Source organism: Vibrio sp. Isolate22, assembly GCF_022398115.1.
Classification (GTDB): domain Bacteria; phylum Pseudomonadota; class Gammaproteobacteria; order Enterobacterales; family Vibrionaceae; genus Vibrio.
The window spans coordinates 1-19,792 of the sequence record NZ_JAKEUW010000042.1; the positions used below are offsets into that span (position 1 = coordinate 1).

Sequence of the window (19,792 nt, forward strand, 5' to 3'; positions counted from 1 at the left end):
GTCGAGAAAAGGTAACTGCTTGGATAATGCGGTTGCTGAAAACTTTTTTGCTTTACTCAAAACAGAGATGTATCACAACCAAAGCTTTGAAGATGCAGATGCTCTGATAGAGCAAATTAAAGAATACATCGAGTACTACAATACCAAACGTATAAAAGTGAAACTAAAAGGCCTGACTCCGATAGAATATCGAACTCAGGCCTTGAAAGCCGCTTAACAGAAATGTCCAACTTTACGGGGTCACATCAAAATGGTCGGCTTTTGACTGTCTCATATACAAATGAGTAAATGTTGAAGCAACATCACTTTAAGAGAGATTACTTCTCCCAGCGCTCCGCCGCTTTCGCATCAGAGTCACGGGAATCAACCCAACGAGTTGCTTCAGTAGTGCGTTCTTTTTTCCAAAAAGGTGCTTTCGTTTTTAAGAAGTCCATAACAAACTCACACGCTTCAAATGCGGCACCACGGTGTGCACTAGAGACGCCAACATAAACAATCTGGTCGCCAATATCTAGGTCACCGACACGGTGGATAACTCGCATCTTCTGGATAGGCCAACGCGCTTCAGCCTGGTCACAGATCTCGCTCAGCGACTTTTCTGTCATGCCTGGATAGTGCTCCAAAGACAAACCAATCACATTGTCGCCAAGGTTCATGTCGCGAACTTTACCAACAAAAGTTACTACAGCACCTGCAGAGGTTCCTTCAGAGAGAAACGCGTACTCATCAGCAACAGAGAAGTCCTCAGAAGTCACTACTACTCTTGAATCCATGACTAGCCTCCAGTTACAGGTGGGAAGAACGCAACTTCGTCACCGTCTTTCACTTCAGTCGTCAGAGGCACAATTGATTGATTAAGAGCAGCCAGAAGCTTGCCCTCTTCCAATGCGATATCCCATTTGCCTTCTTGCGTAACAAGGTGGCTACGAATCGCCTCAATCGTCTTAAACTGAGCATCCACTTCAACGCTGTCTACGCCAACAAGTTCACGAGTTTGCGCAAAGAAAAGTACTGTAATCATGATTCCACCTTAAAGTGACCTGATTTACCACCTGTCTTCTCTAGCAGGCGTACATTCTCGATAACAATGTCTTTCTGAACAGCTTTACACATATCGTAAATGGTCAACGCAGCAACTGAAGCAGCCGTTAGCGCTTCCATTTCTACGCCCGTCTTGCCTGCAAGCTTACAAACAGATTCAATGCGAACCTTGTTTTCAGACTCGATAGCTTCAAGCTGCACTTCTACCTTCGTTAATAGTAGAGGGTGACAAAGTGGAATTAGATCCCACGTCTTCTTAGCCGCTTGAATACCCGCAATACGTGCCGTAGCGAAAACATCACCCTTGTGGTGGCTACCAGAGACAATCAGTTGCAGCGTTTCTGCCGACATTTGAACAAATGCTTCAGCTCTTGCTTCACGTACCGTTTCAGCCTTAGCCGATACATCGACCATGTTCGCTTCGCCAGACGCGTTAATGTGTGTAAATTGGCTCATGCTAAAACCGCCTTATACAGAAAGGTGTGGCATGAAGTTACAAGGGCGGTGGCTAGCATCCATCTGTTGCTTGATGATCTTAGTCCAACCTGTGCGACAAGCGCCTGTAGAGCCCGGCATTGCAAAGATAACCGTGTGGTTAGCAAAGCCCGCAATTGCGCGAGATTGAATTGTCGAGGTGCCGATCTCTTCGTAAGACACTTGACGGAATAGCTCACCAAAGCCTTCTACTTCTTTGTCGAACAGTGGCTTAAGCGCTTCAGGAGTGCTGTCACGAGAAGTGAAACCAGTACCGCCAGTGATCATGATCGCTTGTACGCTTTCATCAGCGATCCACTTTGATACGATCGCACGGATCTTGTACATGTCATCGATAACGATTTGCTTATCAACTACGTTGTGGCCTGCTTCTTTAGCATTCTCAGCTAAGTAACCACCTGACGTATCGTTTTCTTCTGTACGTGTATCTGAAACTGTTAGTACTGCAATGTTTGCTGCTTGAAATTTGCTTTCTGCGTGACCCATTTGTTCACCTATATAAATTTTTCAATGATTAGACTGGCTCGCTCAGCCTAAATAAGCTGAGCGATAAAATACGTTTGAGTGTATGCGGGTTAACCGCCGATTGACGCCAAGTTTGGAGTCATACCGCTGTTGCCATCATGTAAGAAGTGGCTAACGGACTTGGTTTGTAGCTGAGCCTGTATTCGATCGATGAGCTCTTGCTCTTGTTGATCTTCTTGAATCAAATCTCTCAGTTCAACACCGTGATCGCCAAACAGACATAGGTGAAGCTTACCGGTCGCAGAAACGCGCAGTCGGTTACAACTCTCACAAAAGTCTTTCTCGTAAGGCATGATCAAACCAATTTCCCCCTTGTAGTCTGGGTGAACGAACACTTGCGCAGGGCCATCATTAACGGCTCTCACTTTAAGCAACCAACCATTAGCAATAAGTTGGTTACGAATCGCAACGCCTGACACATGGTGTTTATCAAACAACTCGTCCATCTCGCCGGTTTTCATCAGCTCGATAAAACGCAGTTGAATCGGTTTGTCTTTGATCCAATTAAGGAAGGCAGGTAACTCTTGGCTATTGAGGTCTTTCATCAATACTACGTTTACTTTGACTTGTTCAAAGCCAACCTCAAACGCTTTATCAATGCCTCGCATTACCTCAGTAAACTTATTCTCACCAGTGATCTGATGGAACATGCGCGGATCTAAGCTATCTACGCTTACGTTAATGTGAGTTAAACCAGCATCACGCCACTGCCCTACTTGTTTCTCCATACGGTAGCCGTTAGTTGTCGTAGCAACTTTTTTGATACCGGGAGTGTTGGCAACGGTTTGAATAATTTCAGGGAAGTCTTTACGCAGGCTCGGCTCTCCGCCTGTAATGCGGATCTTTGAGGTGCCACAATCTGCAAACGCTTTAACGACACGTTTGATCTCGGGAACACTTAAAAAAGACGAGTTTTTTTGCCCTGACGGTTTATAACCATCCGGCAAGCAGTAAGTACATTTAAAGTTACAGACGTCTGTAACCGACAAGCGCAAGTAATAAAACTTGCGATGGAATCTATCTTCGAATTGTTGCGCCACGGAACACCTTTCCAAACACGGGAGGCATAATCATTTCCAATTAAGCCCTTGTGACAACATGTCACTGGCTCTTAATGCGTATCGGTACAGCAAATACCACTGTGCGACTTAGCATGCGAGAGCTCGGAGTTATGGCAACTGCACGTTATATTCGAACGCGCAGTAGCTGAGTAATAAAATACTTAATATTTGTACGTGAATCTAGCTCTGATGACAAAAAACGAGTCACATCGGCAAAAAAAACGTGTCAAACGCTCAAAATAACTCTTGTTGAGTATCTGGCGAGAAGCATTTAACCTAAATTATAGTTGGTAATCCTCTAACAAGAATAAAAAATGAACATTTACACTTCAAAGAAAGTGGTCGCAATCGGTGGTGGCCATGGCTTAGGTCGTATGCTGGCGGCATTAAAAGATTTTGGTAGTAACGCAACCGGCATAGTTGCTACAACTGACAACGGTGGTTCCACCGGACGCATTCGAGATTGCCAAGGCGGCATTGCATGGGGTGATACCCGAAACTGTATTAACCAGTTGATCACAGAACCCTCTATTAGCTCTATGATGTTTGAATATCGTTTTCGTGGACAAGGCGAACTCGATGGCCATAACTTAGGCAACCTAATGCTAACCGCATTAGACAACCTTTCCGTTCGCCCGCTAGAAGCAATTAACCTAATTCGTAATATGTTGAAGGTCGATGTCAATATTGTCCCAATGACTGAGCATCCGTCAGACCTTACCGCGTTGTCGATGGATGGGCACTGGGTTACCGGCGAAACCAATGTCGATGACATGACAGAGAAACTGCGCATGATGGACCTGTCGCCAGAAGTACCTGCTACAAAAGAAGCGGTGGCTGCTGTAGAACAAGCGGACTGCATCGTGCTTGGGCCAGGCAGCTTTTTGACCAGTGTGATGCCACCACTTCTGCTGCCAGAAATTGGTAAAGCGATTTCCGACAATACCCATGCTAAGCTGATCTTCGTCGAAAACTTATCACCAGAGCACGGCCCAGCGGGTAAAATGACACTTGAGGAGCAACTTGAGTGGTGTGAACGTACCTGCAAAGCACGCAAGATAGACATTGTTCTTGGTAATGAGCCACATCCCGAGCTTGAAGGGCAATGGAACTGTGTCACCACGGATCTTGCATCTGCAAATCGAGATTGGCGTCATGATCGCGTGAAACTACAACAAGCAATCGAAGCTCAACTGGCTTAAAACATAACCTCAGCTCAAACGACAAACAAAAAAGGAGCACGATGCTCCTTTTTTAGTTTCTGTAGTCGTTCTCTGCTTTAGAGATCCGTCATCAACTGCTGGTACTCAGTGTACGTTGAAAGCAACAGTGACTGCATATCTTCAAAATCGCCATCAGTAATTGGAAGTGACTGTTTTACTTTGCTGTCTAAACCAATAGCGAAGCTACACAGAGAGTCAGCACCAAAGCTCGCAGCACTGCTCTTTAGGGCATGGCTGATATCCGCTAAATACTTTGAAGTATCTGACTCCTTATTGATCTCTAGGTGCTCATAATAGCCTTTCAACTCACCTAAAAAGATCTCCAGTAACACCGGAACATTCTCTTGCCCGATTTCACCGGCAAGCTCATCAACTTTTTGCTGATTCAATACTTTGGTCATTGTTATGTCTTATCGTTTGGTGATTACTGTTTTGCGTTCCACGCTTGCAACTTACGGTAGATAGTTGACGGACTCACATCCAAGAAACCAGCCGCTCGCGGAATATTACCATCACACGCTTTAATCGCCTGCTCGATAGCTGTTTTTTCAGTGATCCACAGTGGGAAAATATCTTTTACCGTAATGTCTTCACTCTGCTTCTCTTTCAAGCGTAGGCTATTTTCAATCGGTTGATTTAACGGTGGTGGCAGCATATTAAGCGTTATCTCTTTACCGTTGTTCAATACCACGACATTTCGCAATACGTTCTGCAGCTGACGAACGTTACCCGGCCACTCATATTGATTGAAACGATCCAGCACTTCCTGAGCAAAACGCACAAACGCTTTGCCCTCTTCCACTGACATGTAGCCTAGCAGTGAGTATGCAATCTCGATGACATCTTCACCACGCTCACGCAATGGCGGCAAGTGCAGAGGAATTACATACAAACGATAGTATAAATCTTCTCTAAAGCGCCCTTCTTGTACTTCTTTCCATGGGTCACGGTTGGTCGCACAAACAAAGCGAACATCCACGCTTTTCATCTTCGAAGAACCCACTTTTTGGAAGGTGCCTGTCTGGATAAAGCGCAAAAGCTTGGTTTGCAACTCAAGGTCCATTTCACAGAGCTCATCAAGGAACAAGGTGCCGCCATCAGCCAGTTCAGCAGCGCCTTGACGATCTGTTGCCGCCCCTGTAAATGCCCCTTTCACGTGACCAAACAGTTCACTTTCAATCAAGTCCTTGGGAATGGCAGCACAGTTAATTGCGATAAACGGCTTATCACCACGCTTACTCGCGGCGTGAATAGCTTCTGCACACACCTCTTTACCGGTACCACTTTCACCAGTAATGAAAATACTCGCTTTACTTGATGCGGCAGAATCAATAGTTCGGTACACCTGCTGCATAGTTTGGCTACTGCCGATGAAACCTTGATAGTTCTGGTTTCCAGGGTGCTCTGAACTGTTCTTTAATTTCGTCGCTTTGCGTATTGCGTTGTTGACCGTAATACGTAAACGGTCAGCTTCACACGGTTTGATAAGGAAGTCTTGAGAACCATGACGCATCGCTTCAACTGCGGTATCAATCGAACCGTGAGCTGTCATGAAGATAACAGGCACCTCGGGATACTTTTGTTTAACCGCAAATAGCACGTCCATACCCGTCATATCAGGTAGACGTAGATCTAATAAAATTAGGTCAGGGATTCGATGATTCAAACTCTCAATTGCATCGCGGCCAGTGCCGACAATATTGATATCAATTTCGAGCGGTGTAAGATACGAGCGGTACAAAGCTGCTACCGAGGCGGTATCCTCTACCATCAACAAATACTTTGATTTGTTATCTAGCGTTTTTGATTGCATATCCTAGCCATTTATAATTTGCATTTCTTATTATAGTCGCATTCCGCTTTGCATTATGCAAATTGGCCACAATATTTGTATTGTATTTCTATACCGACTTCAAACAATCAATATCTTATCTATATGGCATGAAGGATGCAGTCATTCAGATGACCTTCGGGTCACCTAGCCAACTGACGTTGTTAGTGGACTTAGTGTTCACAAACGTAAGCCAGTAGAACAATTCCTACTGGCTGTTTTTTTGTCTAGAGCACCATCAAAAGGAAGGTTTGACCGAAATAACGTTTAGCTATTGGTAATGAACTGCTTTCTCAGCTGCTCAATTTCATCACGTTTCTGTGCCGCCAACTCAAACTCTAAGTTTTGAGCATGTTGGTACATCGCCGCTTCCAGCTTACTGATCTCTTTATCGAGTTGTTGTGGCGTCAGCACAGCATAGCTCTGTGAAGGCTCTGCCACCTTAGACAATGGCACCTGTTTAGATTGACGCTGTTGCTTCGACTTCGTGATATCACCCAACTCCATGATATCTTTAATGTTGCGCTTCAGAGCTTGTGGCGTAATACCTTGCTCTTCGTTATAAGCCTGCTGCTTCTCTCGACGTCGCTCTGTTTCATCAATCGCCTTTTTCATCGATTTAGTGATTGAGTCACCGTATAAGATCGCCTTACCTTCAAGGTTACGAGCTGCACGACCGATCGTTTGGATCAGAGAGCGTTCAGAACGCAAGAAACCTTCTTTGTCAGCATCCAGAATCGCCACCAGCGATACCTCAGGCATATCCAAGCCCTCACGAAGTAAGTTAATACCCACTAACACATCAAACTCGCCTAAACGGAGATCTCGAATAATCTCTACACGCTCTACAGTATCGATGTCTGAGTGTAAGTAACGCACTTTCACACCGTGTTCTGTGAGATATTCAGTTAGGTCTTCTGCCATTCTCTTGGTTAGCGTTGTTACTAATACACGCTCATCTTTATCTGAACGTATTCTGATTTCAGACAACAAGTCATCCACCTGAGTCGCTACTGGCCTTACTTCAATAATAGGGTCTAACAGGCCCGTTGGACGAACAACCTGATCAGCAACCTCACCATCGGACTTTTCAAGCTCGTAATTACCTGGCGTTGCTGAAACAAAAATCGTTTGTGGGGCAATCGATTCAAACTCATCGAACTTCATTGGTCGGTTGTCTAGCGCAGAAGGCAGACGGAAACCAAATTCAACCAAGGTCTCCTTGCGAGAGCGGTCACCTTTATACATCGCGCCGATTTGCGGCACGGTAACGTGTGACTCATCGATGATCAGCAGACCATCATCAGGCAAGTAGTCGAACAATGTTGGAGGCGCTTCACCTTCAGCACGACCACTCAAGTAACGTGAGTAGTTTTCAATGCCCGAGCAGAAACCAAGCTCTGTCATCATCTCGATATCAAATTGAGTTCTTTGCGAGATGCGTTGCTCTTCGAGAAGTTTATTATTGTCTTTCAGGTATTGGGCACGATCTCGCAGCTCATCTTTGATGTTCTCGATCGCTTCAAGGATTTTTTCTCTCGGTGTCACGTAGTGCGTCTTTGGATATACCGTAAAGCGTGGCAAATCTCTTTGTTTAATAGCGCCAGTTAGCGGGTCGAAGATACTGATACAGTCGACTTCATCATCAAACATCTCGATTCGTACTGCATCTTGGTCGGATTCAGCCGGGAAGATATCAATCACTTCACCACGAACACGGAACTGACCACGCTCAAACGCTACATCGTTTCTGGAATATTGAAGTTCGGCCAAACGACGCAAGATATCGCGCTGATCCATGATCTCTCCACGGCTCAAGTGAAGCATCATTTTCAAATAAGACTTAGGGTCACCCAAACCATAGATAGCGGAAACAGACGCAACGATAATGGCATCTTTTCTTTCTAATAGGGCCTTAGTCGCCGAGAGCCTCATTTGTTCAATATGAGCGTTTACAGACGCATCTTTCTCAATAAATGTATCCGTGGTTGGAACATAGGCTTCTGGTTGGTAGTAGTCATAGTAAGAAACGAAATACTCAACAGCGTTATTTGGAAAGAAAGACTTCATTTCACCATAGAGTTGAGCAGCCAACGTCTTATTCGGCGCTAATAGGATTGCTGGTCTTTGAGATTGGGAAATGACGTTAGCAAGCGTAAAGGTTTTACCCGACCCCGTTACCCCTAATAGAGTTTGATGTGCAAGACCAGAATCCAGTCCATCTAGTAATTGGGTAATCGCAGTCGGCTGGTCACCGGACGGACTGTAGTCCGATACCAAATCAAAAAGTTTACTCATAGGTCGCCATTTCCATACTGTTTTTTTAATCAGGTCATTGTTACTCTAGGAGGAGTGTCGATGCAACTATTATCTGGAGAAATGCATCTTAAGATTAGAGATCAGTTATAGCTTTTAATTTTAGAACTTGGTATTATCCGTGCCCCTGCAAAGTTTCCTCAGCTAAATTACTCGATTTTTAATCCACTACTTTTCCCCAAAAAATCTAAAAATACCGCTTGTTTTACTGTTCCCTTTGTAATCAAGAAAAATTATACAATCGTAATAAATTGCAAACACCCCTTTAAATACATCAAGTTAGATCGATTTTTTACATTTTCAGATTTATCCAAGCTATTGTTGTTAAAGTTTCACACACACACTTATCCACAATTTTGGTGGATAACTAAAGCAAAGCCAAATCCAATAAGGCATTCAAGAAAGTAAAGTTTTTTATCTGATTTTTTTCTGTGATTTTTTATTGACAGAAAATAGGACTCTTATTAAAATTCGCGTCGCTAACAAGCAATTCCCCCTTAGTTCAGTTGGTAGAACGGCGGACTGTTAATCCGTATGTCGCAGGTTCGAGTCCCGCAGGGGGAGCCAAATTTTAGAAAAAAGCTCAATCGAAAGATTGAGCTTTTTTCGTTTTAACTGCGACTAACTTGTTCCAAGTTAATGTCTCAGCCGAAACGTCGGACCGTCCCACCCGCCCGCGTTCAAGTATCGACAAGACGACCAAATTTAAGAAGCCGCATCACTCGATGCGGCTTTTTGCGTTTTAGTCGAAACAACAGCTCGACAGGCACAACTTTGATTAGCTAACACCCATAAAAAAACGCCTCACAAGGAGGCGTTTGGGCTTAGTGACTAAACTGAGCTTTATTCTAGATTAAACAGTGTGCTTATGCTTCAGCAGTAACAGCATTCACCTGTGTCTCTTGATCCGCTTGTTCTTTATCAAAACCTTCATGTAGATGGTAGTAACGCTTGTAAACAAGAGCGCTTACCGTCATTAGAATGGCAGGCAGTCCTACCATCATAAATTGTAAACCCATAATTGTGCTGTCAGACTGTTCCACGTTTGGTACGTAACCGACGATTGATAAGCCGATACCCACGATGAAACCACCCGCTGCGCCTGCAAACTTCACAAGCATAGTTTGAACAGAGAAAATAACACTCTCGCTACGACGACCTGTTTTATGCTCACCGTAATCCACAACATCCGCTAGCATAACCGTTTGAAGTGCGTTCGCGATGCCCACACCAAACTTAATTGCCGCACCAGCAATACCAATTAAAATCGCGTTACCTGGAGCAATGAAGCCCATGATTAGCAGCGTGATACAAGACAACACAGGGAAACCACAAGCGATAACCCATAGATGTTTACGTGGCAGCGCAGAAGCGATACGAGGGAACAAGAACACACCTGCAACTTCAGCAATACCTGCAACCATCATATAAACTGGGAACAAGTCTGCGTTGCCTAATGCGTAAGAGAAGTAGTAAATAGCAAAACCACCTACCAACAAGTTAGCAATTTGGAACGACAATACCGTACCGATAAGCGCTTTTAGTTGGTCATTTTTACCAATGATAACCAGTACATCTTTGAAGCTGAAACGTTCAGCAGGTTTAGCGTTCGCTGGTGCTGATTTTTCTTTTACATTACGAGCAATCAAGAACGCGCTCATCACGAACAATACCGCAATCAACATAGCAACGTTGAAGAAGCCTTGTCCTTGGTCACCATCACCTAACTTACCAACAATGTGTAAACCGTAAGTACCCGTAATAAACCACGCTAAGCTAGCAAACAGTCTCGGCCAAACCACAAGCTTTTCACGCTCTTGACGAGAACTTGATAGCGCAGGAATCATAGACCAGTATGGAATATCCATAATGGTGTAAGTAAGACCCCATAAGATATAAGCAGCCGCCGCATAAATGTATAACGTAGTGCCTTCAAACATGTGCGTACTGAAAAGACCAACGAGCACTACCGCATTTAATAGAGTACCAATCACAATCCAAGGTCGGAATTTACCAAACTTAGAGCGTGTGTTATCAACGATAACGCCCATCATTGGGTCGGTCACCGCATCGACGATACGAGCGGCTAAAAAGATGGTACCCACGAACGCCGCTGAAAGCCCAGCAACATCCGTAAAATAGAACATCAGGAAGATGTAGATCGGAGCACAGGCAAAATCTTTACCGAGAGCCCCAAGTCCATAAGATAATTTGGTTTGTAGAGTAATTTGATCAGACATAATATTTCCTTCAGGCACGTAACCCCATCTCCTAACAGACGTTGAAACGCTCACCTTTTATTTATAATAATTCATCCACTTAAGTTCCGTTTTAGAGCCACTCTTTGGTCGCTTCTTAAAACACTCAAGTATCAAGTCCGACGCTAATGTAACCATTCGCCTTAATTGATACTGTGATCAACAACCACTTCATGGAAACGTTTTCAGTCCAATTATCAAAGTGAGAGATCAAACAATAAATCACTCTTATTTTTAGAGAGTAAGCGCGATTTAAGTCATGAAAATCATCTATTACATACTCACCTTTATGAGAACGATTACAGAAAGCGAATACTACGACCTGTTATCAACATGGATTCTTACTGCCAAAAACGAGCTCGATTCATTTTTGCGAAGCCAAAGTAACGTTGTTCATGGCAATAAAAAACCGCACAAGTCTCCTTGTGCGGTTCATGGATTTCAAAATTATCTATATGAGTTAATCGATACGCTCAAACTTAATCAACATCGCGGTTTCAGCGTCAAGGATTGGCATTGTCAAACCAACCTCAGCACACCATGCTCCAGACAGCTCGCACCCAGATTCCGTCCAAGGTGGTTGATAATTAACGATGTCGCTGTAATTAGCAGGCTTGTCTATCACAGACACCTCATAGATACTTTGCGGATCTAACCCAGGGATTCGTAAGTGCCCACTCAATGAATTAGTTGGCATCGCCAGTTGTGCCACCATGACAACAGCCTCTGATGTATCTTCTGACACCACCGCATGTATTTGATGAGCGTTATCGTCTGTCGGAATTCGCCAAGTTCGCCCACTATGCAGCAATGGACGCAACATCTTATGTAAACGAATATAGTGTTCAAAGCCCTGTTTCTCTTCTTCGACTTCTTTCACAGGATCTAATTCAATACCCATGTGACCAAAAAGTGCCGTGAGCCCACGAAACTCAATGCTATGGCGACGACGAGTACTGTGGCAGTGGCTTGCTCCGATATGGCTTCCCATCACCTCAGGCGGGAAAAAGTAACTCATTCCACGTTGAATCGTTTGCCTTTCCAGAGCGTCATTGTTATCAGATGCCCAAAAACGTTGTGTACGCTTAAGGACTTCAAAATCAATGCGTCCACCACCCGCTGCACAAGATTCAATATCGACTGCTGGGTGCTTCGCTCGCACTTTGTCGACCAACTCATAATAGCGAGCCGTTTGTTGGTGAGCAGCCGCTCTACCTAAGTGTGCAGGTTGTACAACTTCTCGATTCATATCCCACTTGATGTAAGCGATATTGTATTGGCTCAAAAAATGGTCAAGGCGCTCAAATAAGAAGTCGAATGCCTGTTGATTCTGGAGATCGATAACATATTGATTGCGCCCTGTCGGCTGATCATAGCCGTCAACCGCCAGCAACCAATCAGGATGCGCTCGATATAAGTCTGAATCTTTGTTGATCATCTCTGGCTCAAACCACAAGCCAAACTCCATACCTAATTGATTCACGTGTTCAACGACAGGCTTTAAACCATTAGGGTATTTTTCTTCATCTAAGAACCAATCGCCTAATGCTGCTTTATCACCATCACGCCCTTTAAACCAGCCATCATCAATGATAAAGCGCTCCACCCCCATCTCAGCTGCTTGGCTAGCCATCGACATAATGTAATCAGGGTCATGGTCGAAATAGATACCTTCCCATGTATTCAGGTGGATAGGTCGAGGTTTTTGTACGAAAGATTCCGGCAAAATTGAATGACGTACGTGTGAATGGAATTGGTGACTCATTCCATTTAAGCCAGCAGCACTGAAGCTCGCGTAAAGCCAAGGCGTTGTTAAGGTTTCGCCTTCATCCAATGCGATCTCGCCCGGTAGATAAATCACTTCGGCTTGCACATAGCGACGACCGTCTGCTTTTACATCTGCACGTAATCTGTGGTTTCCACTCCAAGCGAAGTGAATCCCCCACACATCACCGTTCATTTCATTGAAGTTGGATGTACCGACAACCATTGCTGGGTAATGCTCATGAGACGTTCGTCCGCGACGGTTTTCTTGTTGATACCCGCCTTGTTGTAAGGGTTGACGCACCGTTTGGAACTCATGAACCCAACGGCCGTAATACGTCATGAGCTCATTAGCTCTAGCAGGTAACGGCAAGGTATTTGCCAGACGACTCACCTGGTAAAGCCCAGGTTTAATATTGGTTAGCGTGTGACGGGATTTAACGACGTCATGTTCATCAAGACATAGCTCTGTTGTTAAACGTAAGCCTGCTCGTAGGTCTTCACTCTCAATGAGTAAGCTCGATGGCGTTTGTCGAATGTCTGTAATAGAAAAAACAGGCGCCCAATCCATTCCATCTCGGTGCCCTTCTAGTGCAGGGCTGCTGAAAACGCCACGTCCGAGCTCGGGACTCAGTGACATTGCAACATCATTATCAAGGCGGCCATATGGAACAGGCCTTTCAAGAGAAACACAGTAGTTGGCTAAATCACCACGAACGGGGACTCCCCAATGAAGAATTTCGGCAAAATCGCCAAGTTCCACAATCAGTTGCGAGTGTTTACCGGTAATATCAATTAGGGATTTATTCGTCATTTTTTTAACCTTAACGCGTTTAATTACCCCGTATCATAGTTATTGAGCCCAGAGTTTCTGTGATCAAACTCGAAATCATGAAAACGTTTCCAGTAAATATCTAAGACTGATAACTTTGGTAAATAGCTCCTAATTCAAAGATTTAGATTGACCACCATTCCATCTCATATTGCCTACCACTAGGTAGAATTGAACTTTCCACTCTAAATAAAGCAATATAAAACGATAATTAACGGCAATTTAATCCTTTAAATTCAGCAAATTAAATCAAAAATCCCATTAACACATAGGCTAAAATACATTTCCTCTTGAACTGATCACATCACACTCGTATTCTTAGATCTTCGAGTACATCTATGAAGTGACTCTCTGGGTCCTAACTTTTACATTCCAGCTTGACGGTACAGAACACAATGCTTGTAGCCTTGCTGCTGCATTTGCTTTGATACTTGCTTCCTTGTCTCACGAGCCCAGTTATCATTAACTGGGCTGCTTTTCCCCCAAAGCCCTCGAACAACCCGACACTCAAACTACCCCACACCCGCTTCACCTCTACTTTCAAGACAAACAACAGCATCATCACTCGCTCTAAACCACCGCATAGCACTGAGCAAAGAAAACGATTCCACTTAAAAATCACAAAATCTAGCGTAAAACCGCCTCTACAAGCCCAATAATCAGATCAAAATCACACAAAATAATCACAAACCCATCAATAGCATAAAAATGCCAACTTCATCATGAAAACGTTTCCAGGGTTTATTTACACTCTCGATCGAGTTAGGACTCAAACATAAAAATATCCATAAATAAAAAATAATGGAGACACTTCATGAAACAAAAAATGCTAGTCAAAGCATTAGGATTCACTCTGTCCCTCGCCCCATTAGTCAGCTTCGCTGCAGTGGAGAACGTAACGTATTTTGGTTATGCAAAATGGGGCAACATCTACACCGACAATGACCAACATAACGACGGCAAAGGAGAACGAAACGACGTTATTCGAGCAGGTCAGGGTTACGGTAACTACCGTTTAGGTAATGAGCTAAATTGGTGGGAAGCGGGAGTTAAAGCCGATGTATGGCGTGACAATGACGCCTATTTTGACACCACGATTTATCTAGGCAGTGGTGATAGCTGGGGAGACGTGAGTACGATTCAGCTTTGGTCAGCAGGCCATGGGCTTATCGACGGCCAACCCAACGCAAAAATTTGGGCAGGTGAACGTTTTTACCGTCGCCACGAAGTCCACATGATAGATGTGAAGTACTGGGATACATCCAGCACCGGTCTTGGTATTGAAGATTGGGATCTCGGCTTTGCTGATGCTCACTTAGCTTGGATGGCACCAAACTCTTCAAGTGACGATGGACGCAGCCTTCATAACATCGATGCCCGCTTAAGTGGCATTGAACTGAGTGAAACTGCGGACCTAACACTCGGCCTAAACTACGTAACTACGCAGAACTCAAGCTACGACGATAAAGACATTACTACTTCTGGCGCAATGCTCTCTGCTCTTTACCGTCAAGCTTGGAACTACGGTTCAAACACCTTGGCTTTCCAATATGGTACCGATGCGTTGGCAGGCGGGTTAATGAGTGCTGAAGGTGGCTCAAACAGAAAATACAGCACGGGCGTGGAACACGACGGTTCTAGCTGGCGCCTATTTAACCACGGTGACTTGAATATCAGTGAAGATGTGCAAGTGATGTACTCCATCGCTTATCAAGACAAAAACCTAGATAACAACGATGGTGAGAAGTGGTTCAGTGTCGGAGCTCGTCCTCAATATGCTTGGACAGATTACATGTCGACAGCATTAGAGGTGGGTTACGAAACGGTAGAAGCTCAAAACGGCTCGGGCACCAACGATATGTATAAAGTGACCGTGGCTCAAATGTTCCAAGCTGGAAAAGGGGTATGGGCTCGTCCATCTATTCGTATTTTTGCGACGTACTCTGAATCCAACAACGAATGGGACCGCGGTAACGAAGTGTATGGCACGGCGACGAGCATCAATGCAGAGACCGTCGATGAAATTACCTTTGGTTTCAACGTAGAAACTTGGTGGTAAACACAGAAACAAAGCGTCAATTCAACCATTGAGTTGGCGCTTGAAACTGGAATAGCAAATTTAATGGGGAAGCCAATGGTTCCCCCCTTTACAAAGGTAGTAATCAGATGAAATTAAAATCATTGGTAGTCATTGTCGCGGCATTGACTGTAAGCGCATGTAGCGGCATACCAGAACAAGAACTCAATACTGATTTCAATAGCAGTGCATGTTGCTCTCAACTCAGCACGCTCCCTGTCACTCAATTGTCTATTCCATTCCACCAGCAAGTCATCATGGACGGTGATTTACCGACCCTGTCCGCTTCAACACTGAATGAAAACGTAGCAGCACATAACCAACGATTTCCAACGACCGCATATCAAATTAGTGACGAGCAAGAATCGCTATCACTGCTAGTACGCTCATACATAAAAGATGATGGCTTGTTCGCTCCATCTATCTATATCTTTGATAAACAATGGCAACTGCTCGGCCAGTACAGCGCGAACGACTTCACTTATTACCCAACCGCTATGCAAGGGCTAGAAAGAATTGAGGTATCCATTTCACTGATGCCTCAACAAGACAATGCACAATATGTTGTGGTTAGTGCCGATAGCACCAAATTAGACAGCACTATCAGTCGTATTCACCCTGAAGAACTGTATTCAGAATCTCAGCAAATCATCGGCAATAAGCAACTGCCTCTAACCGCCACATTTAGCAGTGTTGGGATCATTGATATTACGGCGAGCAAATCTACAAACAGTACGGTTTTGACGCTCTTGGCTGAGCTTGGTGTTTCATCAAATACTCACCCGGAAACCTTAGGTTATCAGCCATCACCTGTCGAAACGAACCAACAAGCACAATGGTTGGATGTTCAACAAGAAATTGATCAAGCACTCGATAATAACGACGTCAAACAAGCCGCATTTGTTGCTAACCAAGCGGCTGAACAGGGCTTGCCACAAGCGAAAGATTATTTATTAAAACAACTCGCTGAGTAGCAAAAGAAACACGTAATACAAACCATTTGAACAGCGGTCACCACAGCTTAAGAAAGTGGTGACTCAATAGAATAATTATCAATATTGAACACTTTAAGAGTAGGAATACCATGAAGGCATTTTCAAACATCATCCAAAGACGCGATTGGGAAAACCCACAGTCTGTGAATATCCACTGCCTAAATGCGCACAGCCCATTATCAAGCTACCGCAGCCTCGAACACGCTCGAGACGGCATTGAGTCACAACGTAAATCTCTTAATGGACAATGGAAGTTCAAATACTTTGATGCTCCGGAACACGTTAACGGTGAGTTCATTGAAGCGAGTTTTGATGACTCGCAATGGGACGAAATAACCGTTCCTGCTAACTGGCAACTTCAAGGCTACGATAAGCCGATTTACGCCAACGTAAAATACCCATTTGAAGTAAATCCACCGTTTGTTCCAGCGGGTAACCCAACTGGTTGTTACCGCACTCAAGTTACATTAACGGAACAAGATTTAGAAAACACACAACGTATTATCTTTGATGGTGTCAACTCTGCTTTTCATCTCTGGTGTAACGGTGACTGGGTTGGCTACAGCCAAGATAGCCGTTTGCCTGCCGAGTTTGACCTAACTCAGCACCTAACCGTTGGCGACAATACCCTTTCAGTCATGGTGATGCGTTGGTGTGATGGTAGTTATCTGGAAGACCAAGATATGTGGTGGCTAAGCGGTATTTTCCGTGATGTTACCTTGCTAGCAAAACCAAAACAGTGCATTGAAGATGTGTTCATTACTCCAGACTTAGACGCGTGCTATCGCGATGGTTCGTTGTCTATCGTGACAAAAATTACTGCGCCAGACACCTTCCAAGTACAGGTTCAATTGTTTGAAGGCGAGAACGCGGTGACCGAGCCGATTATCGACCGTCCACACAATCGCCGCATTGATGAACGCGGAACATATGATGATGTGGTATTCCAAACTCTTCATGTCCGAGGGCCAAAAAAATGGAGCGCAGAAGTTCCTAGTCTCTACCGTGTTGTTGTGTCTCTACTGGATGAACAGGGTAATCACATCGAAAGCGAAGCCTATCAAGTCGGGTTCCGAAAAGTAGAAATGACCGACGGTCAGTTGAAGCTAAACGGAAAACCACTATTGATCCGTGGTGTGAATCGCCATGAACATCACCCAGAGCTTGGGCATGTGATGACGGAAGAAGATATGATCCGTGATATCTGCTTAATGAAGCAATACAACTTCAATGCTGTGCGCACGGCTCACTACCCTAATCATCCTCGATGGTACGAACTGTGTGATGAATACGGTTTATATGTGTGTGATGAAGCAAACATCGAGACTCACGGCATGCAGCCGATGAACCGATTATCTGCCGATCCACAATGGGCACACGCGTATATGAGTCGCTATACACAAATGGTAATGCGCGATAAAAACCACGCTTCAATTATCATTTGGTCTTTGGGGAATGAGTCCGGACACGGCAGCAGCCACAATGCGATGTATGCATGGTCAAAACAGTATGACCCTTCTCGCCCAGTTCAATACGAAGGCGGCGGTTCAAACACCACAGCAACCGACATCATTGCTCCTATGTACGCACGCGTTAACAGCACTATCGAAGACGATGCAGTTCCGAAATGGTCTATCAAGAAATGGGTTTCTTTGCCTAATGAGCAACGCCCACTGATCCTTTGCGAATACGCGCATGCAATGGGTAACAGTTTAGGCAGCTTTAACGATTACTGGGATGCATTCAGAGAGTACCCTCGCCTGCAAGGTGGTTTCATCTGGGATTGGGTTGACCAAGGTCTAAGCCAATGGGATGAAAACGGTGAACACTTCTGGGCATACGGTGGCGACTTCGGTGACACGATCAACGATCGTCAGTTCTGCATCAATGGTTTGATCTTCCCAGATCGCAGCGTACATCCAACCTTGGAAGAAGCAAAATACTGCCAAAGAATGATCAGCGTGACCTTGGATAAGCAAACTGAAAACCAAGTCCGCCTAACGGTGACCAATGAGAACCTATTCCGTGCGACTGACAATGAAACACTGAACTGGCAATTGCTTGAAAATGGCATCGCGGTTCAATCGGGCCAGCAAGTTTTATCCATCGCTGCAGACAGCTCACAAGCTCTTGAAATTGATCTTACGTTCGCACCAAAAACAGAGGCTCAATATCACCTCAACACAGATGTCACTCTGACTCATGCAACCCAATGGGCGGAAGAAGGCCATGTTTGTGCAACTGAACAGTTTGCCTTGCGTAACCAAGCTGGATTACAAATTCCTGAGCCGAAGAACGCCCTCGCACCTCAAGTGAAACAAAACGACACTCACGTTATGGTGTCTAGCCTAGATGAAACACATCAATGGCAATGGGATACACAAAGCGGATTACTCACGAACTGGATTGTCGATGGACAACCTCAGGTACTCAAAGCCCCTGAAGATAATTTCTATCGCGCGCCACTTGATAACGACATTGGCATCAGCGAAATAGACAACATCGACCCGAACGCATGGGCTTGTCGATGGGAGCTCGCGGGAATTGGTCAATGGGAACGTCAATGTACAAGTTTTGTCATGCAGGGGCTCGCGGATTCGGTACAAGTGACTTCTGTGTTCGCTTACCAGTTTAATGGTCAAATCCAAGCTGTGACAAAATGGCTCTACACGTTAAACAATCAAAGTGAAATGCACATTGCGGTTGATGTCACCCTAGCCGACCATTTACCACCAATGCCACGTATTGGTCTTGAAATGGAACTGCCTTTACCAATCGAAACAGCGAATAAAACACCGATTGCATGGCAAGGTTTAGGGCCATTTGAAAACTACCCTGACCGTTTAGCCGCTGCTCGATTTGGGTTACACAAGCAGACCCTAGATCAAATGCACACGCCTTATATCTTCCCAACAGACAGTGGCTTGCGTTGTGGTGCTAAGTATTTGAACGTCGGGAACATCACTGTCGAAGGCGATTTCTCATTCAGTGTCGGTCAATACAGTCAGCAACAATTGACGAGTGCCAAACACACCAATGATCTCACTCGAGAAGAGAAAATTTACGTACGTGTTGATCATAAACATATGGGCGTTGGCGGTGATGACTCTTGGAGCCCAAGTGTTCATCAAGAATTCCAACTCACTGAAAACCAATACCGTTATCAGGTAATACTAAAAAGCACATCATAGGCAAAGTTAAAGCCAGCGGCTCAGCCTGAATCCGCCTGGTTTGACGATGTCCTGATTCGCTTAATTCACACGCCAATGTGACTCTATAAAGCCAAGTTCTACCTAAGAGCTTGGCTTTTCATTTTTAAACTGTCGAACACTCCCAAATAAACCCTCAAACCCCATCATATTTAGCGTTTAGTG

The 19,792-nt window shown here is 44.7% G+C and carries 15 protein-coding genes, 1 tRNA gene and 1 riboswitch; of the genes, 6 read left to right on the forward strand and 10 right to left on the reverse strand.

What is annotated here, in order from left to right; genetic code table 11:
• Positions 1-217 (forward strand): IS3 family transposase (locus L1D55_RS19340; protein ID WP_152966870.1); only part of this gene is annotated, 217 nt, incomplete at its 5' end.
• A gap of 100 nt (positions 218-317) precedes the next feature.
• Here L1D55_RS19340 and moaE read toward each other — a convergent pair.
• The 5 genes from moaE to moaA all read right to left on the reverse strand — a co-directional run bounded on the left by moaE (position 318) and on the right by moaA (position 3,101).
• Positions 318-773: a molybdopterin synthase catalytic subunit MoaE gene (moaE, locus tag L1D55_RS19345; RefSeq protein WP_239918507.1), complete on the reverse strand. Its 456-nt coding sequence runs from the start codon at positions 771-773 to the stop codon at positions 318-320.
• A 2-nt stretch (positions 774-775) separates the two neighbouring features.
• Entirely contained in the window at positions 776-1,021 is a 246-nt protein-coding gene (gene moaD, locus L1D55_RS19350) for a molybdopterin synthase sulfur carrier subunit (RefSeq protein ID WP_004737346.1), read from the reverse strand.
• On the reverse strand, positions 1,018-1,497 hold the full coding sequence (gene moaC / locus L1D55_RS19355) for a cyclic pyranopterin monophosphate synthase MoaC (protein WP_004737345.1): 480 nt from the start codon (positions 1,495-1,497) through the stop codon (positions 1,018-1,020). The genes moaD and moaC overlap by 4 nt, the downstream gene beginning before the upstream one ends.
• A gap of 12 nt (positions 1,498-1,509) precedes the next feature.
• Complete coding sequence (gene moaB / locus L1D55_RS19360; protein ID WP_004737344.1) at positions 1,510-2,022, reverse strand: molybdenum cofactor biosynthesis protein B; 513 nt, start codon at positions 2,020-2,022, stop codon at positions 1,510-1,512.
• 89 nt (positions 2,023-2,111) lie between these two features.
• Positions 2,112-3,101: a GTP 3',8-cyclase MoaA gene (gene moaA / locus L1D55_RS19365; protein ID WP_004737343.1), complete on the reverse strand. Its 990-nt coding sequence runs from the start codon at positions 3,099-3,101 to the stop codon at positions 2,112-2,114.
• Positions 3,090-3,242: riboswitch (molybdenum cofactor riboswitch) on the reverse strand. Its footprint overlaps the gene before it by 12 nt.
• A 194-nt stretch (positions 3,243-3,436) precedes the next feature.
• On the opposite strand from moaA, the gene L1D55_RS19370 reads away from it, so the two are divergent.
• Entirely contained in the window at positions 3,437-4,324 is an 888-nt protein-coding gene (locus tag L1D55_RS19370) for a YvcK family protein (RefSeq protein WP_239918508.1), read from the forward strand.
• 77 nt (positions 4,325-4,401) lie between these two features.
• Here the strand turns inward: L1D55_RS19370 and luxU are convergent, their stop codons facing one another.
• From luxU to uvrB, 3 genes are all read right to left on the reverse strand, one after another.
• Positions 4,402-4,746 (reverse strand): quorum-sensing phosphorelay protein LuxU, encoded by a 345-nt coding sequence (gene luxU, locus L1D55_RS19375; protein WP_004737341.1) that lies wholly within the window; start codon positions 4,744-4,746, stop codon positions 4,402-4,404.
• A gap of 23 nt (positions 4,747-4,769) precedes the next feature.
• Positions 4,770-6,158: a quorum-sensing sigma-54 dependent transcriptional regulator LuxO gene (gene luxO / locus L1D55_RS19380; protein ID WP_032553998.1), complete on the reverse strand. Its 1,389-nt coding sequence runs from the start codon at positions 6,156-6,158 to the stop codon at positions 4,770-4,772.
• 285 nt (positions 6,159-6,443) lie between these two features.
• Positions 6,444-8,474 carry an excinuclease ABC subunit UvrB gene (gene uvrB / locus L1D55_RS19385; RefSeq protein ID WP_239918509.1) on the reverse strand — a complete coding sequence of 677 codons (2,031 nt, stop codon included), beginning with the start codon at positions 8,472-8,474 and terminating at the stop codon, positions 6,444-6,446.
• A gap of 509 nt (positions 8,475-8,983) precedes the next feature.
• On the opposite strand from uvrB, the gene L1D55_RS19390 reads away from it, so the two are divergent.
• Positions 8,984-9,059: transfer RNA gene (locus tag L1D55_RS19390), tRNA-Asn, on the forward strand.
• Positions 9,060-9,358: 299 nt separating this feature from the next.
• Here L1D55_RS19390 and melB read toward each other — a convergent pair.
• Together melB and L1D55_RS19400 are read right to left on the reverse strand one after the other, a co-directional pair.
• Positions 9,359-10,732, reverse strand: coding sequence for a melibiose:sodium transporter MelB (melB, locus tag L1D55_RS19395; RefSeq protein ID WP_123301229.1), 1,374 nt, complete (start codon positions 10,730-10,732; stop codon positions 9,359-9,361).
• A gap of 478 nt (positions 10,733-11,210) precedes the next feature.
• Complete coding sequence (locus L1D55_RS19400) at positions 11,211-13,328, reverse strand: alpha-galactosidase (protein ID WP_239918510.1); 2,118 nt, start codon at positions 13,326-13,328, stop codon at positions 11,211-11,213.
• Between the two features lie 832 nt (positions 13,329-14,160).
• Between L1D55_RS19400 and L1D55_RS19405 the strand changes: the two genes are divergently transcribed.
• The 3 genes from L1D55_RS19405 to L1D55_RS19415 all read left to right on the forward strand — a co-directional run bounded on the left by L1D55_RS19405 (position 14,161) and on the right by L1D55_RS19415 (position 19,609).
• Positions 14,161-15,405 carry a carbohydrate porin gene (locus L1D55_RS19405; RefSeq protein WP_136973539.1) on the forward strand — a complete coding sequence of 415 codons (1,245 nt, stop codon included), beginning with the start codon at positions 14,161-14,163 and terminating at the stop codon, positions 15,403-15,405.
• A 107-nt stretch (positions 15,406-15,512) separates the two neighbouring features.
• Positions 15,513-16,397 (forward strand): MalM family protein, encoded by an 885-nt coding sequence (locus L1D55_RS19410; RefSeq protein WP_239918511.1) that lies wholly within the window; start codon positions 15,513-15,515, stop codon positions 16,395-16,397.
• 110 nt (positions 16,398-16,507) lie between these two features.
• Positions 16,508-19,609, forward strand: a complete 3,102-nt coding sequence (locus L1D55_RS19415; RefSeq protein WP_239918512.1) for a beta-galactosidase — start codon at positions 16,508-16,510, stop codon at positions 19,607-19,609.
• Positions 19,610-19,792 lie beyond the last annotated feature (183 nt).